We start from the raw sequence: 24,806 nt of genomic DNA, 5'->3' as shown, positions 1-24,806 counted from the left end.
CTAGCTAGGAATTCTAGCTGGAGGGCTTTTTGGTGTGGCTGCTAAAAATGGTATCATTTGAGTAACTAACTAAATCGATTAGCTTACAGGGGGCTCCCAAGATGTTGAACTTTATTACGATAGGAAGGGGTTTCCCCGTGGTCATGCTCCATGGATATGAACTGGACCGAACTAGCTTAATGCCACTACTGGAGCCCTTTTTTCAAAATCAAGCGCGTACTTACCAACGGATTTACATTGACTTACCTGGGATGGGACAGCCGCGGGACCAACTCTTTATTGATTCAGCGACAACCCTGCAAATGGTGGTACAAGTCATTAAGTCGTTACAGTTATCACGATTCGTGGTGTTAGGGCAATCATACGGCGGGTATCTAACGACAAGATTAGCCAATTACTTTCCACGGGAATTAACTGCTCAATTATTAGTAGTGCCAATGGTGGTGCCTGCAACTACTCAACGAAAACTAGCTCAATTGCAGCATACTTACGTAAGCCCAAATGCAGCCCAATTTAGCATTGGTTTTGGGGAAGTGAATGTAGTCCTTAATCAACTTAAATATCGATATTATTAACAACAGATTGCCACCGTAATGGCGCAAAACCAGAGTCCAATGTTAACTCATGCCATGCAATCTGATCGTTATGCGTTACCGGATTTAAGGGGGCAAAAGTCTGAATTAACTACCACCGCGTTGGTCGGTAAATATGACAATATCGTGGGCAATCAGGACGTGGAACGACTTCGCCAACCCTATCCCAAATTAAAGGTAAAATGCTATTCAAATTCGGGTCATAATTTGATGATTGACGAAACAGATCGTTTTTATGCGGATCTAGCCACATTTTTACAGCGATCAGTGTAAATAAAAACAGGTTTTCCTTGTCATAGGAGAACCTGTTTTTAGTTGCATTTAATGGCGGGGAGCGTAGCGATTTTGCAGCCAATAGACTAAGTAACCCAATCCAGCGATAATTACGATTAACTCGAAGCAGCCGAGGAACATTCGTCCCCAAGCGATGTTATCCGAGTTAGTAAAGATAACCGGAATTGATGATGATTGTCGTTGGATGAATTGGAGGTGTGGAGCTTGAACCTTGAGTTGACCAAAGGGTTGGTGTTTATGAATGGGTGCTAACGGCATGGAGAATTGGTTGAGTCCATCGTTAGGCACTAATTTTGTTTTTAATTGATCCGAATTCCGAAGCCAATAGTAGGGGCTTCGTTGAAAGCCTAAGGGAACGGAAGCTTGTTTTCCGTTAATCACTGGTAACTTTTGGTAGGGTAAATTCTTTCGTTGTAGATTGACCACCTGGAGCTGATTGAGGCCGTTGAGAATCTTAACGGTTTGCAAGTTTCTTTGCCCGGTAGCAGCCCCAATCACTACGGTAATGACCCGATGATTACCTTTAGTAGCGGTGGACACGAGGTTTTCACCGGCTGTGTCGCTTGTTCCGGTTTTAAGTCCATCGACCTGGAAGCCAGCGTGACTTCCCAACAGATGATTGGTAGCAGCTTCTGGAATGCCGTTCCAATTAATTTGCTGGAGAGCAGTAGTTTGGACAATTTTTGGATCTAGTTGGTAAACTTTTTGTGCAATTAATGCAGTTTCCTGGGCTGATAATTTATTTTCGGTAGCTCCGCTAAGCTGTGAATTACCTAAAGAACCTAATTCTTGGTTGGTTAAACCACAGGCATTGTAAAGCTGGGCGTTTTTAACTCCCCATTTAGAGACCGTCTGGCGCATGATTTGACCAAAATCCCCGTTGGAACCAGCAATGTAGCGCCCGAGCGCCATCGCTGCAGCATTGGCTGAGGTTACTAAACTAGCATTGTAAAGCTGTCTAACTGTATACGTTTGTCCGGTTCGCAAAGGAACGTTTGTATACAGTGGATTTTGACTTAAAGTGGCAATGGGCTGACTAATAGGCACCTTGGTGTTCCAACTGAGCTGGTGTTGCTTAATTTTTTGTAAGACAATGCCGATGGTAACTAATTTGCTAACGGAAGCGGCGGGTAAGCGCTGGTTTATGTTTTTTCCGTACAGAATTTGACCACTATTAGCATCTATGGCAATGGCACCTTTTGCTTGGGCTTGAACCTGTTGGTCGGTTATAGGCAAGTTTTGTGAATTTGAAGCTGCTTGGCTGGTAAGTAATGGTATCCCGATGCTAAGACAGGCAATTAATGAAAGTAATAATAATTTAAATGGTTGATTTTTTGCCATCATGAGCCTGCTTTCTTAAAGTAACATGAAGTAAGATGTTTAAAATTTTGTTAAGACTATTTCCATTTTAGATTTTAATGGAAAGAGCGTCAATTGGGACTGGCATAGAATAATTGTTCGCTAGAGCAGTATTTTAACCAGTTAAATTTGTTTTTCTAATAATGATTTGCAAATGATATAATAAGAGTATTAACTAACTTTGGAGGCTGAGATGGCAAAGGATATACCATATAACATTGGACTAGACATTGGAACGAGTTCGATTGGGTGGGCGATTACCGATGAAAATAATCGTTTGGTTTCTGTAAAAGGTCATTATGGAATTGGAACGCGTCTTTTTAAAGAAGGGGAATCAGCTGCAGAACGTCGCGGTTTCCGAACAACGAGGCGTCGTTTGTCACGAAGAAAGTGGCGGTTGCGCTTGTTGTCTGAAATTTTTGATGCGCCAATTGCAGAGGTGGATCAGAGTTTTTATGCGCGGTTACGCCAATCGAGCGTATCACCGTTGGACCCTAATAAAAAGCATGAGTTTGCAGGGAATATTTTATTTGATGATGCTGATTTTACTGATCAGGATTATCATCATCAATATCCCACCATTTATCATTTACGGCATGATTTGGCCACGAAAAACCAAAAGTTTGACGTACGATTAATTTATTTAGCCCTACATCATCTGATTAAATATCGAGGACATTTTTTAAATAAGGCAGCAGCGGATAAATTTAAAGTTGGTGACATTGATTTATCGGATTCTTTCCAACAGTTAAACGAAATTTTTGTTCGGCAACAACGCGACGGGTTAGAGTTAAAAACTACTGCCGATGTGAATCAACTAGTTCCAACGTTAATTGATACAAATCTCTCTAAAAGTGATCGGCAAAAGCAAATCGCTGGTGAAATTTTTGTTACAGGGGATAAAGATCAAAATCAGGCTAATAAAAAAGTTGCAACTGAACTACTGAAAGCCATTTTGGGTTTGAAAGCGAAGTTTAACGTTATCTTTGGAATTCAAGATGTCACTAACGCTAACGAATTTTCTTTAACTTTTAATAGTGATGATTTTGACGACAAAATTATGGCTTTAGGCTCGCAAATTACGGATGAAGATCAAGAGATCCTAGCAATCCTTCAAAAGCTTTACTTTGCAGTTGATTTAGCCGGGATTTTACAAAATCCAGCAGATGGATCGATGTATGAAAGTGTTTCCGCTGCCATGATTGGTCGCTATGAACAACATCATCGGGACTTAGCTCGGTTAAAACGAATGGCAGGACAACTAAAACAAGCTGGGAAAAAGCAACAAGCCAAAGCACTGAAGCAGTCCTATGCTGATTATGTTGATGGAGAAATCAGTAGTTATAAAAAGATTCCGTGGGATGAATTTACAAAACGGGTCAAGAAACAATTAGATGATTCGGAACTGGCTAATGAAATTGAAACTGAAATTGATAAAGGGCAGTTTATGCCTAAACAACGTTCTAAAGAAAATGGAGCGATTCCGTATCAATTACAACAACAAGAACTAGATGCCATTATTGAGAATCAGGGACGGTATTATCCGTGGTTATTAAAAGAAAAGGATCATTTAGATGCTTTAATTTCTTTCCGAGTTCCTTATTACGTGGGTCCGATGGTTGATCCCGAAGAAGTAAGCACTGTAGATGGGAAATTCGCCTGGATGAAACGCAAAGAACAAGGTGAAATTAAGCCTTGGAACTTTGAAGAAAAAGTTGATAAAACAGCTTCAGCCACTAATTTTATTAAACGGATGACCGCGACTGATACCTATTTGATTGGGGCTCCGGTTTTACCGAAGAATAGTTTGTTGTACCAAGAATTTACGGTTTTAAATGAGTTGAATAAGTTAAAGGTTAACGTAAATGGAAACAAAGTAGCGTTATCCCCCGATTATAAACAAGCAATTTTTAATCAGGTATACAAGAAACACAAACGGGTTTCTTTGAAACGGCTTAATGATTTTATGCAAGCGCAAGGTTGGTTTAGTACGGATGCCTATCTTTCTGGAACCACGGATCAGAAGAACGTTAATAACACGTTGGGGACCTACAATGATTTTAAAGGTATCTTTGGCGATCAACTTGATGATCCCAATCGACAAGCTGATTTAGAGCGTATCATTGAGTGGTCCACCATTTTTGAAGATGGACACATTTTTAAGCTAAAGCTAGACACGATTGATTGGCTTACCCAAGAGCAAAAGGAGCGACTGGTAAAACATCGTTATCAAGGCTGGGGACGTTTGTCCAAACAACTGTTAGCTGGGATTACCAACGCTAATGGAGAACGGGTAATTGACGTTTTGTGGAATACCCAACAAAATTTAATGGAAACGCTGGCAGATGATAGCTTCAAGGAAGCAATCCAGGAGTTTAATGGTAAAAAGTTAGACAAACAAAATGTTTCCGATATTATCGTTGATTTATATACTTCCCCACAAAACAAAAAGGCCATTCGTCAGGTACTGTTAGTAGTTGATGACATTGAAAAGGCTATGGGTCATGCTCCTGCTAACATCATGATTGAATTTGCTCGCGAAGATCGGAAGGATCACCGCTTGATTAATTCACGTTCTTGGCAATTAAATCAAATGTTTGAAAAAGCCAAGGATGAAGTTAGCGAATCCGTTCAGGATGAATTAAAAGATAAAATCAAAGACAAAGCGCAAATTAATGATCGTTTGTATTTATATTTTGTGCAAGGGGGAAAAGACCTCTATTCTGGGGAACCATTGGACATTGATCGTCTTTCTCAGTATGATATTGATCACATCTTGCCCCAATCGTTTATTCTTGATAATTCATTAGATAATCGGATTTTAACTTCACAAAGTAATAACCGAGCTAAGAAAGCTGATCAATTACCAGGTGAAATTTTTGGTCCTAAGATGAAAGGATATTGGAACACGCTCCGTGAACACGGACTAATGACCTGGAAGAAGTACAATAATTTAATGTTAACGCCGGATAAGATTAGCAAATTCGATAATCAAGGACGTTTCATTAATCGACAGTTAGTGGAAACTAGACAGGTCATTAAGCTAGTGGCAGAAATTCTGCAGAATCAGTACGGAAATGATAAGCAAACTAACATCGTGACGATTAAAGCTGATTTAACGCATCACATGCGAACCAAGTTTAACTTTTATAAAAATCGGAACGTTAATGACTATCATCATGCATTTGATGCTTACTTGTCAGCATTTGTCGGTAACTGGTTATTGCAACAATATCCGAAGTTAAAACCATATTTCGTGTATGGGGACTTTGCTAAAGCTGGAATTAAAGATTTTAAGCAGTTTAACTTTTTGTATCGCTTTGAGAAAGAACATGCAGTTGCTGAAGATGGAACGATTAAAAATGACTCGGACCAGTTACTAGGCTATATGCGTAAGGTGTACCAGCTAAAGAAAATGCTGGTGACGAAGGAACTAGAAACTAATCATGGTAATTTGTTTGATCAAACTTTAAGACCCTCACCTTTCCATGATGCCAAAGTCAAAGGGACAAGAAAATTAGTTAATATAAAAGAAAATCGCCCGAGCTCTATTTATGGTGGATATTCAGGACAAAATATTTCTTATATGTCACTTGTTAAATACAAGAAAGAAAAAATATTTTCATATAAGTTAATTGGAATTCCATTAACTATTGTAAATAAATTAGATTCAGATAATCTAATTTATAAATTTTTGCAAGAAAACTTTACTAGTAAAAACGGTAAAAAAACAGAATTTACTGTTATTCAAAAAAAAGTTTTTATTAATCAGTTAATTAGAAGTGATAGAGAACTATTTAGGTTAGGAAGTAGTAGTGAGAAACATAATGCAAGTCAATTAGTAATTTCTGATGATGTGTTAAAAACATTGAACTCGTCAATTGGTTCTTTATCTAAGGAATATTTGAAAGTATCTTTTAAAAAAATAATTAGAACAGCATATGAATTTATGCCGATGTATAAACTCGATAATGTTGATAATATTATTGAATCTTTTGAAAGCATAGAAGATAAAAATGAAATGTTAAAATTAATAAATGGTTTATTAATTGGGCTGCATGCAAATGCAAGTAGAAGTAATCTGGCAATAATTGGGTTAAGTAGTACATTTGGTAGATTCAACTGTAGATCAGGGATAACTTTTAATGCTAATGATGAATTCATTTACCAATCACCAACCGGATTATTTTCACGTAAAGTTAAAATTTCTGATTTGTAAAACTTAAGTATCAAAAAGGGACACTATCAGATGATAGTGTCCCTTTCCATTTATGTACGGCCCTTAAGGACTCACAAGGATAAACTCTGCCAAAGGCATTGTTTGATTTTAACTCAGTATGTCATTTCAATGAGATCAAAAATCGTTGGCATCCCAACCAACAAGATAAATATAACGACTTTTCTAACAAAAGTCAAGGAGGTAAGTAGATGGGGTGGAGAAGTATTGTGGTGACCCAGCACGCAAAAATTTCTTATTCGGGACGGCGAATCATTGTGCAAACGAATCAAAACATCAATGAAATTCCGATTGATGACATTGAAGTGCTTTTGATTAGTACAACCCAGGCAGTCATTACGGCTCGGGCTGTCAGTGAACTAGCTCGGGCGGCGGTTAAAGTGATTTTTTCGGATGACACTGGAGAACCGGTTTGTGAAACCGTTGATTATTTGCCCAATAATCGGAGTGTATCGTTGTTACAACAACAATTTAATTGGGATGTTACTCGTAAAGAAATGCTTTGGACCTGGTTAGTAACTGCTAAGATTCAAATGCAAATTACGGTGTTGCAAAAGCAACAAATTGATACCAGCGAATTAGATTATGAGTTTCATAAAATTGAAGTTAACGACATTAGTAATCGGGAAGCAGTTGTAGCGCGTAAATATTTCCCGTTGTTATTTGAAACTGGTTTTGAACGCCGTAATTTTCAGCCGGCTAACGCAGCTTTGAACTATGGTTATTCAATCTTATTGTCATTTATTAATCGAAACATTGTTGCCACTGGTTGTTTAACTCAGCTAGGAATTCATCATCATAATGATGAGAACCAATTTAATTTGGGTTCCGATTTAATGGAGCCCTTTCGACCAATTATTGATTGGTGGGTTAGTGAACAAGATATTAGTGAACTGACGCCGGAAATTAAAATCCAGCTAGTTGATTTATTGAATTTAGAATTAAAGTTTAACGGAAAGAATACCATTTTGCGGAACGCATTGAAAAACCACGTGACTAATTGCGTTAGTTATTTAAACGGAGAGCGGGAAACAGCCAAAGTAGAGGTGGAATTAGGAGATGAGATATCGGATCATGCGCTTAATCGTAATGTTTGATTTACCCGTAGATACTAGTGAGGACAAAAGAAATTACCGAAAATTTCGCAAAGAATTAATTAATGAAGGTTTTTTAATGATTCAGTATTCTGTGTACGCACGAGTTTGTGTTACAAAACAATCAGCCCAGTTTACGGAAAATCGAATTAAAACCTTTTTACCACCGCGAGGATTAATTCAAACGCTGACTGTTACGGAAAAACAATATAATAGCATGCATTTCTTGGTTGGGGATCAAAAAGATGATGTACGAAATACTTCGGATCGGACGGTCGTAATATGAAAATCACTTTGTATCCGCATGATCCCTTTTCAATCGAAAAGGGAATTCCAACTATCATTCGTACCAACAACCAATCTTTTTACACGGATTTAATGACAGGGATGCAGAGAAAGGAAAACGTGGTTTTAAGTGAAGCGGATGAAAAATTAGACATTAACAATAATCTCGATTTTTTAGAGAATATCATTGCAAATGCAGATATTTTTCAACCTTTCAAGCTTAAGATGGAAAAAGAAATTTTAGATAATCTAAATGAGAAAGAGCGCCAACGACTTTATCAATTAGATCGAGAAATGAAAAGTATTTTCTTAAGTTCATCATATTTAGAAGATTTCCCAATGTCAGTTGATGATGAATGGGATTTAAAAAAGCAGTATAAATACTGTGGGGTCAGCTTTTTAAATAATTCATTATCTTCACCGTATGATATAATTAAGGAAGTTCTTAACTTATATCATAAATTTAATTCTAGAAAGTTGATCGTTCTTAATGATTTATTCAATTATTTAGATGAAAAGCATCAAATTCAGATCTTTAACTTGATTAAACAGTTGGAATTACATGTCTTACTATTAGATTTTTCCTGGCAACCATACTCCCAATTGCTGGAAGAATGCCGTTATTACAGCGTTGATAAGGATTTTATTATCTTTGAGCGCTGATTGTTGAAATATTACAGACGGTTTTAGAAGTATGTCATTTCAATGAGATTAAGAACCGGTAAAGAAGTGATTGAGTTTCGAGCTGGGTTTTAGAAGTATGTCATTTCAATGAGATTAAGAACTCAGATTGATAATCTGAAAAAGCTGATTTCGTTTTAGAAGTATGTCATTTCAATGAGATTAAGAACTAATCATAATCTATTTAACGATTATAATCTGTTTTAGAAGTATGTCATTTCAATGAGATTAAGAACATTCTGATTTAGAGCCTGCTCATCCAAATAGTTTTAGAAGTATGTCATTTCAATGAGATTAAGAACTATCAACCTGCTGACTTTCGGCAGTCCGCAGTTTTAGAAGTATGTCATTTCAATGAGATTAAGAACACATGCAGGAAATTAATACCAGGACTCCCCGTTTTAGAAGTATGTCATTTCAATGAGATTAAGAACTTAGTTCTTGTTATAATAAAGATGCGGAGGGTTTTAGAAGTATGTCATTTCAATGAGATTAAGAACCACACTGTACTTCTTTGGATAGCCCTTTAGGTTTTAGAAGTATGTCATTTCAATGAGATTAAGAACCCCCGTTGGTTGTTGCGTTAGCACAGTACCGTTTTAGAAGTATGTCATTTCAATGAGATTAAGAACAGAGTAAAGAAAGACAAAAACAAGAACAAAGTTTTAGAAGTATGTCATTTCAATGAGATTAAGAACACGCAACTCGTCGGCCAGGTAGTCCCAACCGTTTTAGAAGTATGTCATTTCAATGAGATTAAGAACGGAAATTGATCCGATTAAGAACGCAAGAACGTTTTAGAAGTATGTCATTTCAATGAGATTAAGAACGGTTACTGAGCTTACCGGCTCATTAGTTTGGTTTTAGAAGTATGTCATTTCAATGAGATTAAGAACTAAAATTATGATTAATTCTGCCATGATGCGGTTTTAGAAGTATGTCATTTCAATGAGATTAAGAACACTACTCAATCGGGTTGAGAAGCCCGTTAAGTTTTAGAAGTATGTCATTTCAATGAGATTAAGAACTTCTTTTTTTGTTAAGTCGATAATTCTGTGGTTTTAGAAGTATGTCATTTCAATGAGATTAAGAACAAATAAAGCAGACAAACAGATGAAGCTAACGTTTTAGAAGTATGTCATTTCAATGAGATTAAGAACCGAAAGTTACTGCAACGCCTGGACGCTTGAGTTTTAGAAGTATGTCATTTCAATGAGATTAAGAACCAAGTTCAACGGAGACACACAACTCGGTATGTTTTAGAAGTATGTCATTTCAATGAGATTAAGAACCAAATGCAAATCCGGGGCCGACTTCTTTTCGTTTTAGAAGTATGTCATTTCAATGAGATTAAGAACCCATTCCGGCAGGACGTAATCGGACAAAATGTTTTAGAAGTATGTCATTTCAATGAGATTAAGAACTAAAAACGATGTGGTTAATCAAATTAACGTGTTTTAGAAGTATGTCATTTCAATGAGATTAAGAACCAACTTTGACAATCACAAGCATTAAAAAGAATCAGTGTAAATTAAATTTAAGCATCTTAAAAGAAGGGGAAGTTAACCATGAAAATTATGATTATCGGGGCTACCGGGATGACCGGAAAAGAGCTCGTTGCAGCAGCAATTGATAATGATTTACAGGTAGTCGCTAACGCACGCAATCCACAAAAATTAGCTGACTTACAGACGGAATTTCCTGGGATCGAAGTTCTGGCCAAGGATGCCTTTGCGCTGGAACCAACTGATTTTAATGACGTTGATGTGATCATTGATGCCTTTGCTACGACGCCTGACCAAGCTTATTTACACGTTGATTTGGCCACTAAATTAATTGCGATGTTTAGAAATAGTGAAAAACGACTAGGCTTCATCTTAGGAGCCGGTAGTCTGTATACGGATCAAAGTCAACAACGCTTGGCTTACGATGATATTAAAGATGATAAAACGACTAAGCCGTGGCGGGCCATTCCTGAAAATCAACTATATGAATTAGAATTCTTACGCAACGTTAAAAACGTCAGCTGGTTTGGTGTATCTCCAGGATTTAACTACGTTCCTGGTAAAAAGGCAGATCACATCATTGAAGGAACTGATTACCTGTTGTTCAATGACAAGCATGTTTCTGAAACCACTGCACAAACGATGGCAGACAGTGTGATTCAAGAAGTATTACATCCAAAGCACCGGCAGACCCGTTTCACGGTCATTAACGGGTAGATAATTAAATTATTCGATTAGAAAACAAAAAGCAAGCCGGATAAGCTTGCTTTTTTACTGGTTAAGTTATTGTTATCGAGATTTAAACAGTCGAAGTGGCAGCGCAATTACCATTAACTCAAGCCAACTAATCAAGAGACAGATGCAGATTAAAATCAGCAGCACTAACCACACGATACCGGTTAACAGAACAAACTGATCTAGTGAGTTTCCAAAATTAGGTTTGACTAGTTTGACACCCGTGATCACGATGCTTAGGACGATGACAAGGAACAAGTAAACCTTGGCTCCCTGCCAGGAACTTTTCAAATCAGCAGTTGAGAGACTAAACGTAGTGGTACTGATGGTTCCGATTAACAGTAATAATAAAACTTGCTGCCACCAAGAACTGGTGAGAACAGCAGTTACAGTTTCTCCCAACCAGGTTTGGGCGGTTTGCCAGGCAAACTGAGCATAGGAGATCAATGGTTGTTGCTGGTTAATGAATTCCGGAGCACCCACTGGCGTGTAGTCCGGATGACACAAAAATTGAATGAGCAGCGTCAAAACGAAGATGCCACTGAACATGGGAGCTAAGCCGATGAAGAAATTACCCAGGGCCTGGTACCAATTGCGGGGATTATAATTGGATGCTACACTCCCCAAGGAGCCATCTCGATTGCCCGACAGGTTCAGCAATTTAAAGGAACCGATGCGGTGCATGAAGAGTAACGCAAAGACGAGGTGACCTAGTTCGTGGATAATGACTCCAAGCCCACCGACCCAGTACTGGGCACGTTCGCTGAAGTTAACCACGAGGGTTCGTTGCACCACGCGAGCTAAATGAGAAGTCAGCCACCCCACTACGAGGGGCCACGCAATTAAGACGACGATGAAAAAGAGGGCTAGTTTGCCAGCTTGTAACGTTAGACTTTCTAAAACTGTCGTATTGATGAGGACACCCCGATTTCGTTAGTAGTATGACTATTATACGGAAAATGAAGGCCGAATGTGGCAGCAACGACTCATGATGATAATTGACAGGAACCGGGGACTATAAGAAAATAGCGCTATGTAGACGAAACGCACAGAATTGAGGCCAACTTATCCATGAAAAAAACGCACTTCCTAGGCTTTCTGACCACGCTGATGGTGAGCTTGCTGCTACTGGTGACCGGGGTCCACGCTGCGGATCATCAGAGTACCTTTGTGAATGATGATGCCGGGGTTCTCTCAGACACCACCTTGCAAATGGTTGATGACCTAAATCAGAATCAGCTGCGCCAAATTAAAGGGAAACCACAGTATGCAGTAATTACAAAAAATGGGTTACCCCAACAGCAAAATATTGATGACTATGCTATCGATCAAGCTCGGCGTTTAAAACTAGGCCGAGCTGGCTGGCACAATGGAGTTTTGTTAGTTATTAACGTTAAACCGGGACAGCACGAAGCTCGCTTAGAGGTGGGGACCGGGTTACAGGGCGCGCTTCCCGATGGAGCCGTTTCTCAGATTTTCACCAACCAACAGGTGCAAAGTAGTTTGCACCAACAAAATTACGACCAGGCGGTACAAACGATTAGTAATTTGGTGGCCCAACGATTAAAGCAACAGCAAAGTAACATTTACACTCCGGGCCAAACCCAGCAACAACAAGCCCGCGCCCAAACTAACCGGGCGGATCAAGCAGAACGGCACAAAAATCTCGTATTTGTGGCATTGCTGTTAGTTCTAGTTGGAATCGTGGCGTTGATCTTTTCGCTGAAGGGACGTCGTCATTACAGCCGTAAGTCCTATGATCGCAAGGTGATTGATTTTCTGCAAAAGCAACAGCTTCCGACTACCGATGAGGTTTTAATTAATCGGATAGTTGATAATCTGACGGCTAAGCAAAAACGGCCGACTTCCGAGGCGTTATGGCAGGCCCTTAACGAAGAAAACTTGAAATTGCATGGCATTAACAAGGTGGTTTTCTTTCCTAATCTAGCGAAGGGACCCGTAGCCGTGACGGATTACCAGCAACAAGTTACACAATATGAACATGAGAAGGCTACCCGTGAACAGAAGGTAAAACAAGCAGCTTTGCAATACCTCAAGCAACAGAATTATCCTGATGATCCCGAGGTTTTCATCGTCGCATTACTGGGAACTGATGCCGCCCGAAGCTACATTGAGACGGGCGCTGATTATCCAGCAGTGGAAGCCACCATTGCAGACCAATTCCGGCGGCACATGCTGATTAATTTCATGCAAACTGATTCTCAAATGCAGCAACGGATGCAGAACAAGGGGGCCACCGGGTCTTACTCTAGTTACGTCAATCGGATGAGTAGCAGACGAGTGAACCAGATTTATAACGGCGGCAATATCAGTCGGATGCTGTTGTGGGGAGCCGTTGCCGGGTTGTTAGGTTCCATGTTTTTGAATCGCGACCATCATGATGACCACTGGGGTAGCGGTTCCTCATTTGGAGGCGGGAATGACTCCGGTTTTTTTGACAGTGGCGGTGATAATTCTGGCGGATTCTTTGGTGATGGATTTGGCGGAGATTCCGGCGGTTTTGACGGCGGTGGTGGCGACTCTAGCGGGTGGTAACCCAACCGCAAAGCCGGTATAATGTGGAAATAGGAATGCCGAACTTTAGACATGGAGGAAACAACATGAAACTGAAAAAAGGATACGTGATTACGGGGATTATCGTTGTAGTCGTGGTAATCTTGGGTGGATGGCTAATTTCAACCAGTAATGGCTTTGTCCGCAGCCAGCAGCAGATTAAGCAGGATCAAGGAAACCTGGAAGTGCAACTTCAACGGCGGGCTGATTTAACCCCGCAATTAGTGAGCACGTTACAAGGTTCCATGAAAAACGAGCAAAAGATTTTTGGCGAAATTGCTGCTTCCCGGAATCAATATGCGAATGCGAAAAACCTGAAAGACAAGAACCAGGCCGTGCAAAACATGGACAAGCAAACGAACGTCTTGTTAAACGCGGTTCAGGAAAATTATCCGACCTTGGCGAGTTCCAACCAGGTTTCGGAGTTGATGACCCAGATTGAGGGTAGTGAAAACCGGGTTAGTCAAGCACGGCGCGACTACAACCAGGATGTCACTGCCTACAACACTAAGATTGCGGTATTTCCTGGCAATGTGATTGCGAACATGAAGGGACTCAAGCCGTACGATGAGTTTAAGGCCGATCCGAGTGCGCAAAAGGCGCCCAAGATTAATTTAAATACGGATAAATAAGCGAAAAGCAGTCATTGGCGACTGCTTTTTTACGTCAGGTGATTTATATGAATTTTAGTGAAGAGTATCAACAAATAAAAAATTATGATTATAATCAATTGATTGAATTTTTGAAAAATAAGTATGGAGACATTAATGAATCGTATTTTATTAAATCGAATTGTAAGTCTATTAATAAAAGAATTAAAAGAGGAAATGAAGGATTAGATATCCATCATATTATGGAATGTAAGGTAATATTGCTAAATAATAAAATCCAAGCTTTAAATAATCCATGGGAATATCAGCTGGGGAAAAATCTAGTATATGCAAACTTTATTGAGCATTCATTGCTACATGCTGTGATTCATGAAGAATTTGATCCTGATGGGGCAGTTCTAGGATTAGGTTTTTTTGTACTTCAATCTAGATTTTTAAAAGATGCTATTTTGCATTATAAATTTAATCGGCAGTATTATCAGATTAAAGCTAAATTAGTTAATGATAATTTGGAAATTGTAAAAGAAATATGGGGACGTGCTGGGTTCGAAATTGAAACTGATTACGATAAATTAATTGAAGATGAAAAAGAGTACCAAAAACAAAGACTTCAAAGATTAAAAAAGTATTATTTAGATTCATTAAATTATTCACATGAATTTTTGGAGATTAAAGATCGAAGTTCTAAAAACTTATCAAGAAAAGAATTAATTGTCTATATGAATAATATTAGATATAAAGATTATCGAAATGCTGGACCTAATTATATAAATTTTACAAGAGATAAGATAATTGATGAATTAGATACAATGGCAAATACTTTGATTAATACAGACAGCTTTGATGATTATTTAAAATTAATAAATAATTAAAAAGGTAACTATTGCAAATTTTTGCAGATAGCTACCTTTTTTACTTTTATTGATAAGTAATCGTCATGAGGCATTTATAGTAATTCAGGCTAGCAACGTTGGTATCCAGAATTTCGTAACCGTCGTATTGCATGCCACTCATGACTTCTTCAATGATCTGATTGGTATCCTTGTCAAAGAAAAAATTAAAGCCACTTAGTTTAAAGGCGATTACGTGTTTGTGACCATCTCGTTGGGCTAATCCGGGTTTTAGCTTTTCGTAATGAGATGCATTGGAAAAAATGGGCATAAGCTCTCCTTTAAAAATATAATTAGGTTAGTCCTAAAATACCATAAACTAATGACGAAAAATACTAATTTTTGATCCTTTCTAAATCAGAATCAGCTATAATTGAATTAAATTTAAGCTTACGAGGAGGCAGAACGTGAAACAAACTAGGAGATGGCTCCTGCTCATCGTGAGCTGTTTATTGGTAGTAACGTTGGTCGGTTGTCGGAATTTTTCCTTCACCGCTCAGGGTCATGACTACGTAAAGGTTTATGATGCCAAGGGGCACTTATTGAAACATACTAACAAGTTGGGGAAACTGCGGCAGTTAGCGGATAATAAGTATCATTCCGTTAAGCATGTGCCAGTTCCCAAAGATGCCCAGGAAAACTACCGCTACGTGATTCACCAACGTAAGCATAATTTGCAGTTGCAGGTAGTCGTCTATGCCAACTACAAGTTAGCTAAAATTAGTGGAGTACCAATCTTAGGAAGTGGTACCATTGACTTGAACCAGCGGCAGTTTGAAGTTCTTAATGATCCAGACCGCACGCTGGCATATTAAAGGGGGATTATCTAATGCGAGTAACAATTTTAGCGGCTGCCGGACAGATTGCGGAACTGGTAACCAAGAACTTGATGACAGAAACTGACGATCAATTAACCTTAGTGGCCCGGGAAGCAGATTCCCGGTTGACGATTACTGATGCCGAACGAGAAAATTTAGTGGATTTAGACGTTAACGATGTTAATGGATTAGCGGCTACTCTGCGAGGGGAGGATCTTGTCTTGTTGGCCACTTCACCAGATGAACGCATGGCTGACAGTGTGATTAAAGCGATGGATCAAGCTGGAGTAAGTCGGTTAATCGTGACCGGGGCGATTGGTGTCGAAAATGAAGTTCCTGGTAAGTTTGGAGAATGGAATCTCCGCATGGGCGGGGACTTGTTAGCCGCCGTGGTTGACGGATTCCATGCAATTGAAAATAGTGATTTGGACTACACCTATCTGCGGATGACATGGCTCTACAACGATCCTCGGAAAAAGGACTACGTGATTACGGAACCGGGGAAACCCCAACCCGGAGTACAGGTAACCCGGACGGCTGTTGCCAACTTCTTAACTGAACTGATTAAGAGTGGTGCCCAGGAATATCAACGCGCTTCGATTGGGATTTACGAACCCGGTTCGGATCAGTACGACAAACCCACATTTTACTAAAAATCAGGTTGAAATTAGCAATCTGGTTTTTATTTTGCAAAAATGTTGACACGGTGTCACTACCGTGGTAAATTATTTGTAAATAAAGTTAGCAAAGGGAGGAAACAAAAATGCCCACTAGTACATTTGAAAAATTACCTAATGAAAAGAAAGAACGGATTAACACTGCCTTACTAAAGGAATTTTCGGCTTATTCCCTTGCAGAGGCGCAGGTCGCTCGGATCGTTGATGATGCAGAAATTTCGCGTGGTTCGTTTTATAAGTATTTCAATGATATTTCCGATGCTTATCGGTATGAGTTTGGCCAGGTGATGTCTAGCTTGCACGCGCCGTTTAAACAAGGAGCCTCAGCCACGGACGTTACAGAAATCGTCCGGATGGTGGAACAATTCGTTTCCGAAAGTAATCGGAGTGAGTACCGCGAGTTCATGCGGCTCTATTACCAACGTAATCAGTACTTGTTGCCCACTGACATCTCGCCGCGGACGCCGACGGAATTGGAGTGGGCTAGTTCGGTGCTTGTGCACCAGAGCATTAAAGAGATTCTCTTGAATCCTGACCAGCAAACCCAGTATTTAGAAAGGCTGGAGCGGGTTTTACAACAATTATTTCACTAAGGAGGGAGCAACATGTTTTTAGCACTCAAGGAAATTAAGTATTCCAAACTACGTTATGGACTAATCATGACGATGATTCTTTTGATTAGTTATTTGATTTTCATTTTAACCAGCTTAGCGGTGGGGCTGGCGTCTCAAAATACCCAAGCGATTAAAAGTTGGAATCCCACGCGAATTGTCTTGAATAAGAATTCCAACGTGAACGTGGGACAGTCCTTAATCATGAAGAGCGATTTAGACAAGATCCATTTGAATCCGAAACAGGAAGCTGTGATTGGGTCAGTGCCGGTCGTAGCCACCGGAAAACACGAAAAGATTTCTTCCCAATTTATGGGAATCGATCCGAACCAGTACGTTTCTAAGGACCTGCGGTTAACCAGCGGTCATAAAGCACGGAATCAAAATCAAGTGGTGGTAGACCAAAAGTTCCAGCAAGCGGGGTATCATCTGGGAGACAAGTTGCAGTTTAATTCATCTCAGGAACGTTACCAAATTGTTGGATTTGTAAAAAATGCAAAGTTTAACATTGCTCCAGTTGTATACGGATCATTACCAACTTGGCATACGCTCCGGAATCTCGATAATCGCTTTGCCGGGAGTGCCGTGCTAAGTAAGAAAGCAGACTTCCAGATTCCTAGTAACCAATTACATTCATATTCGACTAAAACAGTGGTTAATAACCTTCCTGGTTACACCGCTCAAACGTTGACCTTTACCCTGATGATTGGGTTCTTGATGATTATTTCCCTGATTATTATTGCAGTCTTTTTATACATATTGACGATGCAAAAACTACCAAATTATGCCGTTTTACGGGCCCAAGGAATTCCAGCCGGCAAGTTAGTGAAAGCAACGATGGCGCAAACCTTTATTTTAGTGGTAACTGGAATTGGCGCCGGTTTCTTGTTGACCGTCGGAACTTTACTGGTCCTTCCCAATGCGGTTCCAGTGGCCTTTAGTTTCCCGATTATGTTAGGAACGGTAGCTGGCTTACTGGTAACTTCCATGTTGGGAGCCTTACTACCAGCCCTGTTAATTGTACGAATTGATCCAGCGGATGCGATTGGAGGATAACGATGGCAAGCATTGAATTAAAGAACATTACCAAGAGTTTTGGCACGGAAGAAAATCGGTATCGGGTGTTAGATAATGTGAATTTTACTAGCAATGCTGGGGAAGTTACGATTATTACTGGACCATCTGGATCTGGGAAAAGTACGCTTTTAACAATTATGGGAGCGCTCCGGAATCCAGATGACGGAGAAGTCTGGCTGGATGGGACCCAGGTTAACCAACTCAGCAGTCGGGAACAGGATCATTTTCGATTAGAAAAAATTGGCTTCATTTTACAGGCTCATACGTTGGTTCCGTTTCTAACGGTTAACGCTCAGTTCCAATTGGTTGACCAGGTAAAACCCACGGGGAATTTGGCTGGAGAACAGTTTGACCAGCTCCTCCAAACCCTGGATGTTAGTCAACTGTTGCAGCAATACCCAGCTGAACTGTCGGGGGGACAAAGTCAGCGGGTGGCGATTGCCCGAGGACTGTACACGCAACCAGCTGTAATTTTAGCCGATGAGCCAACGGCCTCATTGGACGAAAAACGAGTTTATAAAGTTTGTGAATTATTGGCTTCCGCGGCCAAACAGCAAGGTCGGGCGGTCGTGGTTGTGACCCACGATGAGCGAATGCACGATTATGCGGATCACATTTATGAACTGGTGGATGGCAACTTAACCAAACAACGTTAAAAAGCAAAAGACCTGCAGCTAATCTAGTTGCATGTCTTTTTAGTTATGAAATTAGAATAAACAAAAAGCCCTCCCACGGGAAGGACTTTGAAAAAGATACTGACGTGGCTGGGCTCGAACCAGCGACATCCTGATTAACAGTCAGGTGTTTCTACCAACTGAACTACACGCCAAGAAGTGAAAATGATAACCAGCGACTGCTGGGACTGCTGTGGCTGGGCTCGAACCAGCGACATCCTGATTAACAGTCAGGTGTTTCTACCAACTGAACTACACAGCAAGGAGTGAAAATGAAATTCGCTAACTGATTGACTTAGCGAATAACTATATTTTAGCAACTTAGTTCGGTTTTGACAACCTTTTTTTGCAAAATAAATTAAATTGTTTGGTTATCCGTACAATTTAAATCAAAATGGAATGTAATGTTCACTAATTAGTGTTTGCTTTTGAGCTGAAACGGGTCTAAATTAAGATCAACGTTAGCAATAAAGGAGGATTTTATAATGGCAGATTACATTCATGAACTGCGGGAATTGGTTGGACATCGTCCGTTAATTTTGAATACGGCCAGTGGCGCACTTTTAGACGAGCAAAATCGGGTACTACTGCAGGAACGGACCGGTAAAAACGATTGGTGTTTTCCGGGGGGTTACATGGAATACGGCGAACGAATCGTTGAAACCTTAAAGCGAGAATTTAAAGAGGATTCCGGCTTAGACGTGGAACCCATTCGACTTTTACACGTTTTTGACGGCGATTGTTTCAAGTACCCCAATGGCGATGAGGTGCAATGCATCACTAATTTCTTTCTGGTCCGCAAAACGGGTGGTCAGTTGCTGGACCATCAAACAGATGAAACTAGTGACTTGCGCTACTTTCCGTTGACCGACTTACCACCATTTTTTAACCACCAATCAGAAAAGATGGCCCAAGCGGTTATTGATTATTTAGCGCAAACGAAGAGCTGATCGGTTCAGCTTTTTTTAATTTGGTAATTATCAACAAAGTGGTAGCCAAACCCGCGAACCGTCTTAATGTGTTCCGGATGCTTAGGATCCGCTTCGATTTTATCGCGAAGGTGGCTGATGTGAATGTCGACCATTCGCGATGTTTCAGAAATATCATACTGATCGCCCCAAACGCCCTCCAGTAACTGAGCCCGGCTCAGAACTTGGGGAGCATGTTCGATTAGATACAATAGCAATTTCAATTCCTTAGGAGTGAGACCCAGGTCTTGATTTTGTTTAAAAGCCTTGTACTTTTGGCGGTCAATCACGACGTCATCAAAACGTAAATTAGGGCGGTTTGGTGATTGTGGGGACTTAGTTTGGGATAGTTGCATATAAAGCTGGTGCTTTTGCTCAAACCGGGCTAACAATTCGAATGCGTCCCACGGAGCGACCACGTAGTCGTCAAAACCGGCTTGAAAAATAGTGGTGGCTAGTTTCGGAGAATTAGCCAGAATGATGATGGGAAGCTGGTTCATGTGGCGGAACTCGCGCAACTGGGTTTCAAATTGGTCCAGTGGGAACGCCGTGAGATCCCACAGCAAGCCACTACTTTGTTTTTGTTCCATTACAGAAGCCACTTGGGTTGGATCATCAACGGTATCAACAAAAAAATCATGATCATTAAAGGCTTGCCCTAAATCAATGGCTAAACGGAGTTGTTTGGTTACTAACGTTACGTGCTGCACACGCTCACCTCAATTTTTACATAATCTTTACATAAAGCACACAGGACCTTTACATTGATTAATTATACTTAGTTTTGTAATGAAATACAGGAATAAGAGGGAGGCACCTATGCGATTAAGCAAGTTGATCCCCGTGGGCTTAGCCGCGGCGGGCATTTTATTGTTAAGCGGTTGCGGAACGAAGAACAAGGAAAATGCAGTAACCGTTGTAGGTTCAACGGCGATGCAACCTCTGGTGCAAAAAGCCGGGAGTGATTTTCAAGCCGAACATAAAAATTATACGATTACCGTCCAAGGAGGCGGTTCGGGAACGGGACTTAGTCAAGCTGAAACCGGCGCGGTCAACGTGGGAAATTCTGATATTTTTGCCGAGCAAAAGGACGGAATCCATGCTAATAAGTTGAAAGATCATCAGGTTGCTGTGGTGGGAATTGCGCCGGTAGCCAACGAAGAAAATGGGGTCAAAAACCTGACGGAACAACAATTAGAAAAGATTTTTACCGGAAAGATTAAAAACTGGAAGGAAGTTGGTGGTAAGGACCTCCCAATTATCGTGATTAACCGGGCCCAGGGAAGTGGAACCCGCAAGACCTTTGAAACTAAGGTTTTAAAGGGCCAGCAGCCGGTGAAGAGCCAGGAACAAGATTCGAACGGAACCGTGAAGAAGATTGTTCAAAACACGCCGGGAACGATTAGCTACCTATCGCTTCCATATTTAAACAAGCAGATTAAAACGCTGAGTGTCGATGGAGTTGAACCAACAGCAGCTAACATTACCACCAACAAATGGGAAATTTGGTCTTACGAACACATGTATACTTCTAAACATCCCAGCAAGGCGACCCAAGCTTTTGTTAACTACCTGATGTCCAAACCGGTGCAGTCGAAACTGGTGAAGGAAGCAGGGTACGTGAGCGTCCATGACATGAAAGTCCACATGACGCCGGATAACCGGGTCTTGCCGGGTCAGTAGTAAAGGAGGAAGCGATGAATAACATTCAAAAAAGATTATTAAAACCGAGCGCTGCAACCCATCAGGACCGCCGGGGACGCTTGATTAGTTTCGTTTGTGTCAGCTTTATCATGATCTTAACGGTTGCTATCATTGGATTTATTGCAATTCATGGGTTGGCTACCTTTACGGATAACCACATCTCGGTTTGGGACTTTTTAACGAAGAGTGATTGGAATCCGGGGCAAATGGGACCTAATGGAAAACCTGAGGTCGGCGCCCTCGCTATGATTGTGGCGTCGTTTGCAGTAACCCTGTTAGCAGCGCTCTTTGCCACTCCCTTTGCCGTGGCCGTAGCGGTGTACATGACCGAGCTGGCGCCGAAAAAAGGAGCCCGAATGTTACAACCCGTGATTGAATTGTTAGTTGGGATTCCGTCCGTTGTGTATGGATTTGTCGGCTTGGTGGTAATTGTCCCCGCCATCCGGACGGTCTTTGGCGGAACGGGATTCGGGGTGTTAGCCGGATCAATTGTCCTCTTTGTAATGATTCTGCCGACGATTACTTCCCTCACGATTGACAGTTTAAAACAGGTTCCTGGGTATTACCGGAATGCTTCGTTAGCGCTAGGAGCCACTAGATGGCAAACGATTTACAAAGTAATTTTACGGGCTGCATTACCTGGAATTATGACAGCGGTGGTCTTTGGAATGGCGCGGGCCTTTGGAGAAGCTTTGGCCGTACAAATGGTAATTGGGAACGCAGCAATTGTTCCTACCAGCCTGACTTCGCCCACGTCAACGTTGACCAGCCAATTAACCTCCCAGATGGGGGATACCATCATGGGAACCTTGCCCAACAACGCTTTGTGGTCCTTAGCACTGGTCTTACTGCTGATGTCTGTCATCTTTAACGTGCTGGTGAAACTGATTGGAAGAAGAGGGGAGCTGAAATAATGAACGAAAGCACTACTAAAGCTAACCGGGTGAACCGATGGGCCTTATGGGTAATCAAGGGCATGGTGGGCATCGTGGTCCTGATTTTAATTGCCTTACTGGGTTACATCCTGATTACCGGATTGCCCCACATTTCCTGGCACTTTTTGACGTCACCGTCCAAAGAATTTGGTGCGGGTGGAGGGATTGCCAACGAACTCTTTAATTCGATTTACATTCTAGTAATTACGTTAGTCATCTCTTGCCCATTGGCACTGGGGGCCGGAATTTATCTCTCTGAGTTTGCCAAACCATCTTGGTTAACCAGCACGGTGCGAACGTTAATTGAAGTGTTAAGCTCATTGCCTTCAATTGTAGTTGGCCTGTTTGGATACTTGGTTTTAGTCATTAAATTTCAGTTGGACTTTTCCATTATTTCAGGAGCATTTGCTTTAATGTTTGTTAACATTCCGTTGTTAACGAGAAATACGGAGGAAGCCCTCACGGCCGTGCCACACTCACAGCGAGAAGCAGGATGGGCGCTAGGATTGTCACAATGGCGGACGATTACCAAGATTATTTTGCCCGCGGCCGTGCCCGGATTAGTGACCGGAGTGATTTTGAGTGCCGGCCGAATCTTTGGAGAAGCCGCCGCACTAATTTTTACGGCGGGTCAAAGTACACCAGTAATTAGCTACAGTAACTGGAATCCGTTTAGCCAAACTAGTTTTTTAAATCCGATGCGGCCCGCTGAAACGTTGGCCGTGCACATTTGGAAGCTGAACACGGATGGGATTACACCCGATGCAGACCAGATTTCTAGTGGAGCATCGGCCGTCTTGATTATTGTGATTTTACTAATTATTCTGTTATCGCGTTATCTTGGGAACTACTGTTACCGCAAGATGAGTGGTACCAAGTAGGAGAAAGGAGTCCCCGTGGCAACTTATAACTTAGAGGAACACTATTTAACCGAGGTTCCAGATCCGATTGCGTTAGAAACTAAACACCTAGACGTTTTTTACGGTAGCAAGCAGGCAACGTTTGATGCTAACCTACGCTTTCCGAAGAATCAGATTACTGCTTTGATTGGGGCATCTGGATCCGGGAAATCGACCTTTTTACGAAGCTTAAATCGCTTAAACGATAACGTGGCCACTGTGGAAGGTGCAATTGAATATCAGGGGTTAGATATCAATCAAGCCCAGATTAACGTGTACGAAGTCCGTAAAAACATTGGGATGGTTTTTCAACACCCCAACCCCTTTGCCAAATCAATTTACGAAAACATTGCGTTTGCCCTCCGCGAAAATGGCATGACGGAGGACATCGATCAGCAAGTCGAAAAGAGCTTGCAGGGAGCAGCGTTGTGGGACGAGGTGAAGGATAAGCTCAATCAAAGTGCCCTTTCTTTATCTGGTGGACAGCAACAACGATTGTGCATTGCGCGGGCGATTGCAGTAAAACCGGATATTTTGTTAATGGATGAACCGACGAGTGCGCTCGATCCCATTTCGAGCCGTAAGATTGAAACAACCTTACAAGAATTAAAGCAGCACTACACGATTATCATTGTGACTCATAACATGCAGCAGGCAGCCCGTGCGAGTGACTTTACGGCCTTCTTTCACCTTGGGCACGTGATCGAGTTTAATCAGACCGCAGAATTATTTACGAATCCACGAATGCAGGCAACGGAAGACTATATCTCGGGACACTTTGGCTAAGGAGGAACACATGGCAACCACGAAAGAACCACTTTTAACTACCAACGACGTGCGGTTGTACTATGGAGAACACGAAGCGCTCCATGGGATTAACCTCGACTTTAATCAGCATGAAATTACCGCGTTGATTGGTCCCTCTGGATGTGGAAAATCTACCTACCTGCGTTGCATTAACCGAATGAACGATTTGGTGGATGGCGTTTCCATCACTGGGAGTTTCCGGCTTGATGGTCACGATATTTATAGTCCAAAACAAGACGTGGTGGCGCTGCGTAAACAGGTGGGGATGGTTTTTCAACAACCCAATCCGTTTCCCTTTTCGGTGTACGATAACGTAGCTTACGGCTTACGGGTGCAGGGGATTAAGGACAAAAAGATGTTAGACGAACGGGTGGAAGCTAGTTTACGTCAGGCAGCTGTCTGGAACGAGGTTAAGGATGATTTGAACAAGAATGCAGTCTCATTTTCGGGAGGACAACAACAACGGATCTGCATTGCTCGGTTATTGGCAGTGCGGCCGGAAGTAATCTTACTAGACGAGCCGACGAGTGCATTGGATCCAATTTCTAGTGCCGAAATTGAAGAGACCCTTTTGAAAATTAAGGACCAGTATACAATTATCATTGTGACCCACAGCATGCAACAGGCTTCCCGGATTTCGGATCGGACGGCCTTCATGCTAAACGGGAAATTGGTTGAAACGGGAAAAACCAAGCACATTTTCTTGAATCCAGAAAAACAGGAAACTAGTGACTACTTAAACGGGAAATTTGGTTAGGCAACAGAGGAGGAATTAACT

At 41.2% G+C, this 24,806-nt stretch carries 25 protein-coding genes, 2 tRNA genes and 1 CRISPR repeat array; of the genes, 21 read left to right on the top strand and 6 right to left on the bottom strand.

Annotation, left to right across the window (positions count from 1 at the left end; genetic code table 11):
* Window positions 1-101 precede the first annotated feature (101 nt).
* Both M3M38_RS03455 and M3M38_RS03450 read left to right on the top strand, forming a co-directional pair.
* On the top strand, window positions 102-575 hold the full coding sequence (locus tag M3M38_RS03455) for an alpha/beta fold hydrolase (protein WP_252814800.1): 474 nt from the start codon (window positions 102-104) through the stop codon (window positions 573-575).
* Window positions 576-593: 18 nt separating this feature from the next.
* Window positions 594-866 (top strand): alpha/beta fold hydrolase, encoded by a 273-nt coding sequence (locus M3M38_RS03450; RefSeq protein ID WP_252814799.1) that lies wholly within the window; start codon window positions 594-596, stop codon window positions 864-866.
* 48 nt (window positions 867-914) lie between these two features.
* Here M3M38_RS03450 and M3M38_RS03445 read toward each other — a convergent pair whose 3' ends face one another.
* Entirely contained in the window at window positions 915-2,228 is a 1,314-nt protein-coding gene (locus tag M3M38_RS03445) for a D-alanyl-D-alanine carboxypeptidase family protein (protein ID WP_252814798.1), read from the bottom strand.
* 211 nt (window positions 2,229-2,439) lie between these two features.
* Between M3M38_RS03445 and cas9 the strand changes: the two genes are divergently transcribed.
* The 5 genes from cas9 (at window position 2,440) to M3M38_RS03420 (ending at window position 10,765) form a co-directional block, all read left to right on the top strand.
* Window positions 2,440-6,465: a type II CRISPR RNA-guided endonuclease Cas9 gene (gene cas9 / locus M3M38_RS03440; protein ID WP_252814797.1), complete on the top strand. Its 4,026-nt coding sequence runs from the start codon at window positions 2,440-2,442 to the stop codon at window positions 6,463-6,465.
* A 209-nt stretch (window positions 6,466-6,674) separates the two neighbouring features.
* Window positions 6,675-7,580, top strand: coding sequence for a type II CRISPR-associated endonuclease Cas1 (cas1, locus tag M3M38_RS03435; protein ID WP_252814796.1), 906 nt, complete (start codon window positions 6,675-6,677; stop codon window positions 7,578-7,580).
* Complete coding sequence (gene cas2 / locus M3M38_RS03430) at window positions 7,558-7,863, top strand: CRISPR-associated endonuclease Cas2 (protein ID WP_252766358.1); 306 nt, start codon at window positions 7,558-7,560, stop codon at window positions 7,861-7,863. Before cas1 ends, cas2 begins: the two co-directional genes overlap by 23 nt.
* Window positions 7,860-8,525, top strand: coding sequence for a type II-A CRISPR-associated protein Csn2 (csn2, locus tag M3M38_RS03425; protein ID WP_252814795.1), 666 nt, complete (start codon window positions 7,860-7,862; stop codon window positions 8,523-8,525). Before cas2 ends, csn2 begins: the two co-directional genes overlap by 4 nt.
* A 20-nt stretch (window positions 8,526-8,545) precedes the next feature.
* Window positions 8,546-10,033: a CRISPR direct-repeat array (repeat unit 36 nt; unit sequence GTTTTAGAAGTATGTCATTTCAATGAGATTAAGAAC).
* Between the two features lie 78 nt (window positions 10,034-10,111).
* Window positions 10,112-10,765 (top strand): NAD(P)-dependent oxidoreductase, encoded by a 654-nt coding sequence (locus M3M38_RS03420; protein ID WP_252814794.1) that lies wholly within the window; start codon window positions 10,112-10,114, stop codon window positions 10,763-10,765.
* A gap of 72 nt (window positions 10,766-10,837) precedes the next feature.
* Here M3M38_RS03420 and M3M38_RS03415 read toward each other — a convergent pair whose 3' ends face one another.
* Window positions 10,838-11,608, bottom strand: coding sequence for a hypothetical protein (locus M3M38_RS03415; protein WP_252814793.1), 771 nt, complete (start codon window positions 11,606-11,608; stop codon window positions 10,838-10,840).
* A gap of 246 nt (window positions 11,609-11,854) precedes the next feature.
* On the opposite strand from M3M38_RS03415, the gene M3M38_RS03410 reads away from it, so the two are divergent.
* The 3 genes from M3M38_RS03410 to M3M38_RS03400 all read left to right on the top strand — a co-directional run bounded on the left by M3M38_RS03410 (window position 11,855) and on the right by M3M38_RS03400 (window position 14,840).
* Entirely contained in the window at window positions 11,855-13,339 is a 1,485-nt protein-coding gene (locus tag M3M38_RS03410) for a TPM domain-containing protein (RefSeq protein WP_252814792.1), read from the top strand.
* A gap of 65 nt (window positions 13,340-13,404) precedes the next feature.
* Window positions 13,405-13,989, top strand: a complete 585-nt coding sequence (locus M3M38_RS03405; RefSeq protein WP_252814791.1) for a LemA family protein — start codon at window positions 13,405-13,407, stop codon at window positions 13,987-13,989.
* A gap of 47 nt (window positions 13,990-14,036) precedes the next feature.
* Window positions 14,037-14,840: an SAV1803-related protein gene (locus tag M3M38_RS03400; protein ID WP_252814790.1), complete on the top strand. Its 804-nt coding sequence runs from the start codon at window positions 14,037-14,039 to the stop codon at window positions 14,838-14,840.
* Window positions 14,841-14,886: 46 nt separating this feature from the next.
* On the opposite strand, the gene M3M38_RS03395 is transcribed toward M3M38_RS03400, so the two are convergent.
* Window positions 14,887-15,129: a hypothetical protein gene (locus tag M3M38_RS03395; protein ID WP_252814789.1), complete on the bottom strand. Its 243-nt coding sequence runs from the start codon at window positions 15,127-15,129 to the stop codon at window positions 14,887-14,889.
* A 136-nt stretch (window positions 15,130-15,265) separates the two neighbouring features.
* On the opposite strand from M3M38_RS03395, the gene M3M38_RS03390 reads away from it, so the two are divergent.
* From M3M38_RS03390 to M3M38_RS03370, 5 genes are all read left to right on the top strand, one after another.
* The gene (locus tag M3M38_RS03390; protein WP_252814788.1) at window positions 15,266-15,673 is read left to right on the top strand and encodes a hypothetical protein; all 408 of its coding nucleotides are present in this window, start codon (window positions 15,266-15,268) and stop codon (window positions 15,671-15,673) included.
* 14 nt (window positions 15,674-15,687) lie between these two features.
* Window positions 15,688-16,329, top strand: coding sequence for an NAD(P)H-binding protein (locus tag M3M38_RS03385; RefSeq protein WP_252814787.1), 642 nt, complete (start codon window positions 15,688-15,690; stop codon window positions 16,327-16,329).
* Between the two features lie 110 nt (window positions 16,330-16,439).
* Window positions 16,440-16,946, top strand: a complete 507-nt coding sequence (locus tag M3M38_RS03380; protein ID WP_252814786.1) for a TetR/AcrR family transcriptional regulator — start codon at window positions 16,440-16,442, stop codon at window positions 16,944-16,946.
* Between the two features lie 12 nt (window positions 16,947-16,958).
* Complete coding sequence (locus M3M38_RS03375; RefSeq protein WP_252814785.1) at window positions 16,959-18,020, top strand: ABC transporter permease; 1,062 nt, start codon at window positions 16,959-16,961, stop codon at window positions 18,018-18,020.
* 2 nt (window positions 18,021-18,022) lie between these two features.
* Window positions 18,023-18,697, top strand: coding sequence for an ABC transporter ATP-binding protein (locus M3M38_RS03370; protein WP_252814784.1), 675 nt, complete (start codon window positions 18,023-18,025; stop codon window positions 18,695-18,697).
* 99 nt (window positions 18,698-18,796) lie between these two features.
* On the opposite strand, the gene M3M38_RS03365 is transcribed toward M3M38_RS03370, so the two are convergent.
* A tRNA-Asn gene (locus M3M38_RS03365) sits at window positions 18,797-18,870 on the bottom strand.
* Window positions 18,871-18,903: 33 nt separating this feature from the next.
* A tRNA-Asn gene (locus tag M3M38_RS03360) sits at window positions 18,904-18,977 on the bottom strand.
* 223 nt (window positions 18,978-19,200) lie between these two features.
* On the opposite strand from M3M38_RS03360, the gene M3M38_RS03355 reads away from it, so the two are divergent.
* Window positions 19,201-19,665 (top strand): NUDIX hydrolase, encoded by a 465-nt coding sequence (locus M3M38_RS03355; protein WP_252766345.1) that lies wholly within the window; start codon window positions 19,201-19,203, stop codon window positions 19,663-19,665.
* Between the two features lie 5 nt (window positions 19,666-19,670).
* Here M3M38_RS03355 and M3M38_RS03350 read toward each other — a convergent pair whose 3' ends face one another.
* Window positions 19,671-20,393, bottom strand: coding sequence for a response regulator transcription factor (locus tag M3M38_RS03350; RefSeq protein WP_252814783.1), 723 nt, complete (start codon window positions 20,391-20,393; stop codon window positions 19,671-19,673).
* A gap of 109 nt (window positions 20,394-20,502) precedes the next feature.
* On the opposite strand from M3M38_RS03350, the gene M3M38_RS03345 reads away from it, so the two are divergent.
* From M3M38_RS03345 to pstB (M3M38_RS03325), 5 genes are read left to right on the top strand one after another with little or no spacing between them, the layout of a single operon-like run.
* Window positions 20,503-21,366, top strand: coding sequence for a phosphate ABC transporter substrate-binding protein (locus M3M38_RS03345; RefSeq protein ID WP_252814782.1), 864 nt, complete (start codon window positions 20,503-20,505; stop codon window positions 21,364-21,366).
* A gap of 14 nt (window positions 21,367-21,380) precedes the next feature.
* Window positions 21,381-22,301: a phosphate ABC transporter permease subunit PstC gene (gene pstC, locus M3M38_RS03340; RefSeq protein WP_252814781.1), complete on the top strand. Its 921-nt coding sequence runs from the start codon at window positions 21,381-21,383 to the stop codon at window positions 22,299-22,301.
* Window positions 22,301-23,203 (top strand): phosphate ABC transporter permease PstA, encoded by a 903-nt coding sequence (gene pstA / locus M3M38_RS03335; protein WP_252814780.1) that lies wholly within the window; start codon window positions 22,301-22,303, stop codon window positions 23,201-23,203. The genes pstC and pstA overlap by 1 nt, the downstream gene beginning before the upstream one ends.
* Window positions 23,204-23,218: 15 nt before the next feature.
* On the top strand, window positions 23,219-24,007 hold the full coding sequence (pstB, locus tag M3M38_RS03330; protein ID WP_252814779.1) for a phosphate ABC transporter ATP-binding protein PstB: 789 nt from the start codon (window positions 23,219-23,221) through the stop codon (window positions 24,005-24,007).
* A gap of 10 nt (window positions 24,008-24,017) precedes the next feature.
* Window positions 24,018-24,785: a phosphate ABC transporter ATP-binding protein PstB gene (pstB, locus tag M3M38_RS03325; RefSeq protein ID WP_252814778.1), complete on the top strand. Its 768-nt coding sequence runs from the start codon at window positions 24,018-24,020 to the stop codon at window positions 24,783-24,785.
* Window positions 24,786-24,806 lie beyond the last annotated feature (21 nt).

Origin of the sequence: Fructilactobacillus cliffordii, from assembly GCF_024029355.1 — a bacterium.
GTDB classification, from domain to species: Bacteria; Bacillota; Bacilli; order Lactobacillales; family Lactobacillaceae; genus Fructilactobacillus; species Fructilactobacillus cliffordii.
This window is presented reverse-complemented; position numbering and strand designations above follow the sequence as displayed.